Source organism: Enterococcus sp. NBRC 3427 (assembly GCF_007996925.1).
Lineage (GTDB): Bacteria > Bacillota > Bacilli > Lactobacillales > Enterococcaceae > Enterococcus_B > Enterococcus_B lactis.
The window spans coordinates 1-5,197 of the sequence record NZ_BJLL01000095.1 but is presented as its reverse complement, the minus strand read 5'-3'; the positions used below and the strand labels follow the sequence as shown (position 1 = coordinate 5,197).

The 5,197-nt window shown below is 39.7% G+C and carries 6 protein-coding genes; all 6 read right to left on the bottom strand.

The window, feature by feature from the left end:
- Positions 1 to 6: 6 nt before the first annotated feature.
- Positions 7 to 684: a phosphate signaling complex protein PhoU gene (gene phoU / locus ESP02_RS12820; protein ID WP_038398504.1), complete on the bottom strand. Its 678-nt coding sequence runs from the start codon at positions 682 to 684 to the stop codon at positions 7 to 9.
- Positions 685 to 696: 12 nt separating this feature from the next.
- The gene (gene pstB, locus ESP02_RS12815; RefSeq protein WP_002292757.1) at positions 697 to 1,455 is read right to left on the bottom strand and encodes a phosphate ABC transporter ATP-binding protein PstB; all 759 of its coding nucleotides are present in this window, start codon (positions 1,453 to 1,455) and stop codon (positions 697 to 699) included.
- A gap of 15 nt (positions 1,456 to 1,470) precedes the next feature.
- On the bottom strand, positions 1,471 to 2,277 hold the full coding sequence (gene pstB, locus ESP02_RS12810; protein WP_002308601.1) for a phosphate ABC transporter ATP-binding protein PstB: 807 nt from the start codon (positions 2,275 to 2,277) through the stop codon (positions 1,471 to 1,473).
- A gap of 14 nt (positions 2,278 to 2,291) precedes the next feature.
- Entirely contained in the window at positions 2,292 to 3,176 is an 885-nt protein-coding gene (pstA, locus tag ESP02_RS12805) for a phosphate ABC transporter permease PstA (protein WP_002400539.1), read from the bottom strand.
- Positions 3,176 to 4,096: a phosphate ABC transporter permease subunit PstC gene (pstC, locus tag ESP02_RS12800; protein WP_002292761.1), complete on the bottom strand. Its 921-nt coding sequence runs from the start codon at positions 4,094 to 4,096 to the stop codon at positions 3,176 to 3,178. The genes pstA and pstC overlap by 1 nt, the downstream gene beginning before the upstream one ends.
- A gap of 114 nt (positions 4,097 to 4,210) precedes the next feature.
- A complete protein-coding gene (locus tag ESP02_RS12795) occupies positions 4,211 to 5,068 on the bottom strand; it encodes a phosphate ABC transporter substrate-binding protein PstS (protein ID WP_002400540.1) in 858 nt (285 codons plus the stop codon).
- Between the last annotated feature and the right edge of the window lie 129 nt (positions 5,069 to 5,197).

Sequence of the window (5,197 nt, the reverse complement as noted above, 5' to 3'; positions counted from 1 at the left end):
TTCAGTTTAAAAAATCTCATTGTGGTTCGTATTTAACTCAGTGATTTTCCCTGTAGCCAAGTAGACGATCCATTCACAGATGTTTGTCACATAGTCTCCGATTCGTTCTAGATAACTGGCAACATTCAAATAGTCTGTTCCACTGATGACTGTTTCAGGATTTTCTTGCATGTTTTTGATGGTTGCATTATAGATTCGATTGAAATAGTCATTGACTCTTTGATCCATATTGGCGATCGTACGCGCGTCTTTTTCGTCTGTTTTGACATATGCAACTAGGACGTTGTCCACCATTTTTTTCACGTAATCGGACATATCGGAGATCTCTTTTTCGATTTCCGGTATTCTCGTCTGTCCTTTTACGCGGATTGTGGATTTAGCAACGGACACCGCATGATCGGCCATACGTTCTAAATCAGAGCAAGCTTTCATGACTGTGATAATCATACGCAAGTCAGTTGTAACTGGCTGTTGTAATGCAATCATTTCAAAACTTTTTTTCTCCAAACGCGTTTCCATATTATTGATATTTATATCGTTTTCGATAACTTCTTGGGCTAAGATTTTATCGTGTTTGATGTATGCACGAACTGACTTGTGCACAGCGCTGCTCACCATCATCCCCATTTCGTAGAACTGATTATGGAGATTCAGCAATTCTTCTTCAAATTGTGTACGTAGCATTCCGTTTCCTCCTTATCCAAATCGACCTGAAATATAATCTTCTGTCTCTTGTTTTTCTGGATTCATGAATATCTTCTTCGTATCGTTGTATTCGATCAAGTGACCATCTAAAAAGAATGCCGTCTTATCTGAAATACGTGAAGCTTGAGACATATTATGGGTCACGATGATCATCGTATACCGCTCTCTTAATTCTAACAGCATACTTTCGATTTTCCCAGTAGAAACAGGGTCAAGTGCACTTGTTGGTTCATCCAATAAGATGATTTCGGGATTCACTGCCAAAACACGTGCGATACATACACGCTGCTGCTGCCCACCGGATAAAGACAAGGCACTTTTATGCAGTTTATCCTTCACATCCTCCCAAACGGACGCTGCCTTCAGACTTTCTTCCACTACTTGATCAAGGACTTTTTTATCTTTTTCTCCTTTTAACTTCAATCCATAGATGACATTTTCATAAATAGAAAAAGGAAATGGATTTGGCTGCTGGAAGACCATGCCGATTTCTTTTCTTAGTTCAACAACATCTGTTTTCGGACCATAGATGTCTTTGTCTTTATATAAAACACTTCCGGTGATCGTTACATTTGGAATCAGATCGTTCATTCGATTCAACGAACGTAGATAGGTAGATTTTCCGCAACCAGAAGGACCGATCATCGCTGTGATTTCACCTTGATTGAAACTTAGATCGATTCCCTTTAGTGCTTCTTTCTTTCCATAATACAGATGAAGATCTTTGGATGAGATAATTTCTTTTGTCATGTTGAGGCCTCCGTCTTAACCAAAATGACCGGACACATAATCTTCGGTTGCCTGAATTTTTGGTCTGGTAAATATCTTGTTTGTTTTGTCATATTCCATTACTTTTCCTAGATAGAAAAAGGCAGTATAGTCGCTGATACGAGCTGCTTGTTGCATATTATGCGTCACGATGATGATCGTGTAGTCTTCTTTCAAGTTTACAAGTGTTTCTTCAACTGTTCCTGTCGAAATAGGATCCAAGGCACTTGCCGGCTCGTCTAACAGCAAGATATCAGGTTTCATCGCGATTGCACGAGCGATGCACAAACGTTGCTGTTGTCCGCCAGATAAAGCCAAGGCACTTTTATCCAAGCTATCTTTTACTTGATCCCACAAAGCTGCTTGTTTCAAGCTTGTTTCAACGATTTCATCTAATTTCTTTTTGTTTTTTTCACCATGCTGTTTCAAAGCAAAAGTTATATTGTCATAAATCGATTTGCTAAAAGGGTTAGGGCGTTGGAACACCATGCCGATCCGTTTGCGCATTTCATAAACATCCACTTGAGGCGCATTGATATCCACGTCTTTATACATGATCTTTCCAGTGATTTTCGTATTAGCAATCCCATCATTCATACGATTCAAAGAACGAAGATACGTGGATTTTCCGCAGCCAGAGGGGCCAATCAATGCAGTGATCTTATTTTTTTCGAACTCTAGATCCACTCCCTTGATTGCTTCATTGTCGCCATACCAAACATGCAGATCATTCGTATATAATGCTACTTCCTTATCTTTTGGCATGGTAATGACATTTGTTTCATTCCAATTATATTTTTTCATCTTACTTCTTCTCCTTAGGCTGAAGTCATTTTTCGGTATAATCGTTTGCCAATCGCACGAGCGCCGAAGTTGAACAGTAAAACAGCAATGATCAACACGGCAGAAGCACCAGCCGAAACAGAAACACCATCAGGCATCGTACCTTCTGTGTTGATTTTCCAAATATGGACAGCCAGTGTTTCAGCTTGACGGAAAATGCTGATCGGACTAGAAACACTTAATGGATTCCAGTTCGTAAAATCTAATGCTGGCGCGCTTTGACCAGCTGTATAAATCAGTGCGGCAGCTTCACCAAAAATTCTTCCTGAACTTAGGATCACACCAGTCAAAATTCCTGGTGTCGCTTCTGGAACAACCACTTTTATCACTGTTTCCCAGCGTGACAAACCTAACGCCAATCCAGCTTCTCGTTGTGTGTAATGGACCGCTTGTAAAGATTCCTCGACCGTTCGAGTCAAAAGAGGCAAGTTGAATACGGTCAAAGCCAATGCACCAGAAATGATTGAGAAACCATACTGGAATTGAATAACGAAAACCAAGAAACCGAATAAACCGACAACAACAGAAGGCAAAGAGCTCAAGATCTCGATAGACGTACGAATCACATCTGTCACCCAATTTTTACCAGCATATTCCGAAAGATAGATACCCGCACCTAAAGAAATAGGAAAACTGATGATCATGGTAATCAAAAGCAAATAAATCGAGTTAAACAGTTGAATCCCGATCCCACCGCCTTCTTGGTAGGCTTTTGAAGGTTCAGTCAAGAAAGACCATGAAATGTGCGGTATTCCTCGAACTAAGATATAAAGTAATAAAGCTGCTAAGATCAATACGATGATCCCTGAAACCACATATAGAACACCTGTAGCAATTTTATCTGAGCGTTTTGCGTTCATTATTTCAGCTCTCCTTTCTTCCCAATCATACGGATCACGATATTAAAGAATAATGACATCAATAGCAAGATCAGCGCTAATGACCATAACACATTATTTTCCACTGTTCCCATGATTGTATTTCCGATTCCCATTGTCAAGATGGACGTCAATGTAGAAGCAGGAGTAGTAAGTCCTGTTGGCATTAATGCCGCATTACCAATAACCATTTGGATAGCTAAGGCTTCGCCAAACGCACGAGCCATACCAAAAACGACTGCTGTTAAAATCCCGGGCACTGCTGCTCGCAGCACCACTTTGTAGATTGTTTGCCATCTTGTGGCACCTAGCGCTAATGAAGCTTCCCGATAGTGCCGTGGCACTGCTTTTAATGCATCCACAGTCATCGTTGTGACAGTCGGTAAGATCATAACGAATAACACAAATGTACCAGCTAAGATACCGAACCCTGTCCCGCCAAAGATACTTCTGACAAAAGGCACGATAACAGATAAACCGATAAACCCGTAAACGACAGACGGAATACCTACAAGTAACTCGATGACTGGCTGCAAGATCTTCGTTCCGTTTTTAGGAGAAATCTCCGTCATGAATACTGCTGCTCCAATAGCAAATGGTGTGGCAACAATAGCAGATAAAAAGGTCACAATAAATGAACCTGTGATCATAGGCAATGCCCCTACCATGGGTTTCCCATTGGCTCCGATTTGGCTCGGATTCCAATCTGTACCAAACAGAAAATCAAATACATTGATCTTATCAGTAAAAAAGGTGGCCAATCCTTTACTAGCGACAAAATAAAAAATAGATAATACAACCAACACGATCAGCGCGATACATAAAAAACTAATAAATTTTCCGCGCTGTTCCATTTTTGAACGTTTTGATTTTGTTAATAATACTTTTTTCACATCTTCCACAGATGACTCCCCCTTAATCAGGTTTAACATACTCACTCAGTGTACAAATTGAACATCAATTTGGTTTTAATAACATGTAAAAGTTTAGCTAAGTTTGTAAATTTTGTGTAAAGATTACTCTTTAACAATGTTTCCTTGCCAATCACGTTCAACTTTCATATGTGAAACAGGGATATAGCCTAGCTCTCCGACAATATTATCTTGTACTTCTTCAGATAAGATATAGTCTAAAAATTCTTTTGTCAGTTTTTTTGGATGGTCTCTTGTGTACATATGCTCATATGCCCAAATCGTCCATTTGTTCGTTGTCACATTTTCGTCTGTCGGTTCCACACCGTTAACATTCAACGTATCCACATCATCGGAAACGTAAGAAAAAGCAACATAGCTGATTGCTCCGGGTGTGTCCGCAACGATTTGGCGCACCATTCCGCTTGAATCTTGTTCCTGTGCCTGAACAGCTGTTTCTCCGTCCAATACCCATTTTTCAAACGTACTACGGGTCCCGCTTCCTGATGCACGGTTCAATATAACTACTGGCTGATCTTTCCCACCGACTTCACTCCAGTTTTTGATCTCGCCCGTAAATAATTTTTTCAGGTTTTCCATACTGATATCTTTTACGCCAATATCCTTGTTCACAATAGGAGTGATTCCAACAACTGCTACTCGATGATCGACTAATGCCGAAGCATCAATCCCTGATTTTTCTTCCGCGAATAAATCAGAATTTCCGATATCGACTGCTCCTGACTGTACTTGAGACAAACCAGTTCCGCTTCCGCCCCCTTGTACATTGATGAATTTTCCAGGATTTTCTGTCTGGTAGGTTTCAGCAACCGTTTCTACTAAAGGCTGTAAGGCAGAAGAGCCAACTGCAGTAATGGATTCTCCTCGATCAATCCACTTTGAACAGCCTGATAAAAGAATAGCTAATCCTATTATTGGTAAGAATAATTTTAGTTTTTTCATTAGAAATCTCCTTTAATCCTAAAGTATGTTTATTCTATCATTTTCATTACTTGATGAAAACGAATCAAAATCATTAAATAACAAAATAAATTCTCATAATTGCAAAAAAAGCTATCTCATTAAAAATTT

Bases quoted from the DNA above. Each gene is read 5' to 3' on its own strand.
- phoU (WP_038398504.1), bottom strand. From the start codon at position 684: ATGCTACGTACACAATTTGAAGAAGAATTGCTGAATCTCCATAATCAG.
- pstB (WP_002292757.1), bottom strand. From the start codon at position 1,455: ATGACAAAAGAAATTATCTCATCCAAAGATCTTCATCTGTATTATGGA.
- pstB (WP_002308601.1), bottom strand. From the start codon at position 2,277: ATGAAAAAATATAATTGGAATGAAACAAATGTCATTACCATGCCAAAA.
- pstA (WP_002400539.1), bottom strand. From the start codon at position 3,176: ATGAACGCAAAACGCTCAGATAAAATTGCTACAGGTGTTCTATATGTG.
- ESP02_RS12795 (WP_002400540.1), bottom strand. From the start codon at position 5,068: ATGAAAAAACTAAAATTATTCTTACCAATAATAGGATTAGCTATTCTT.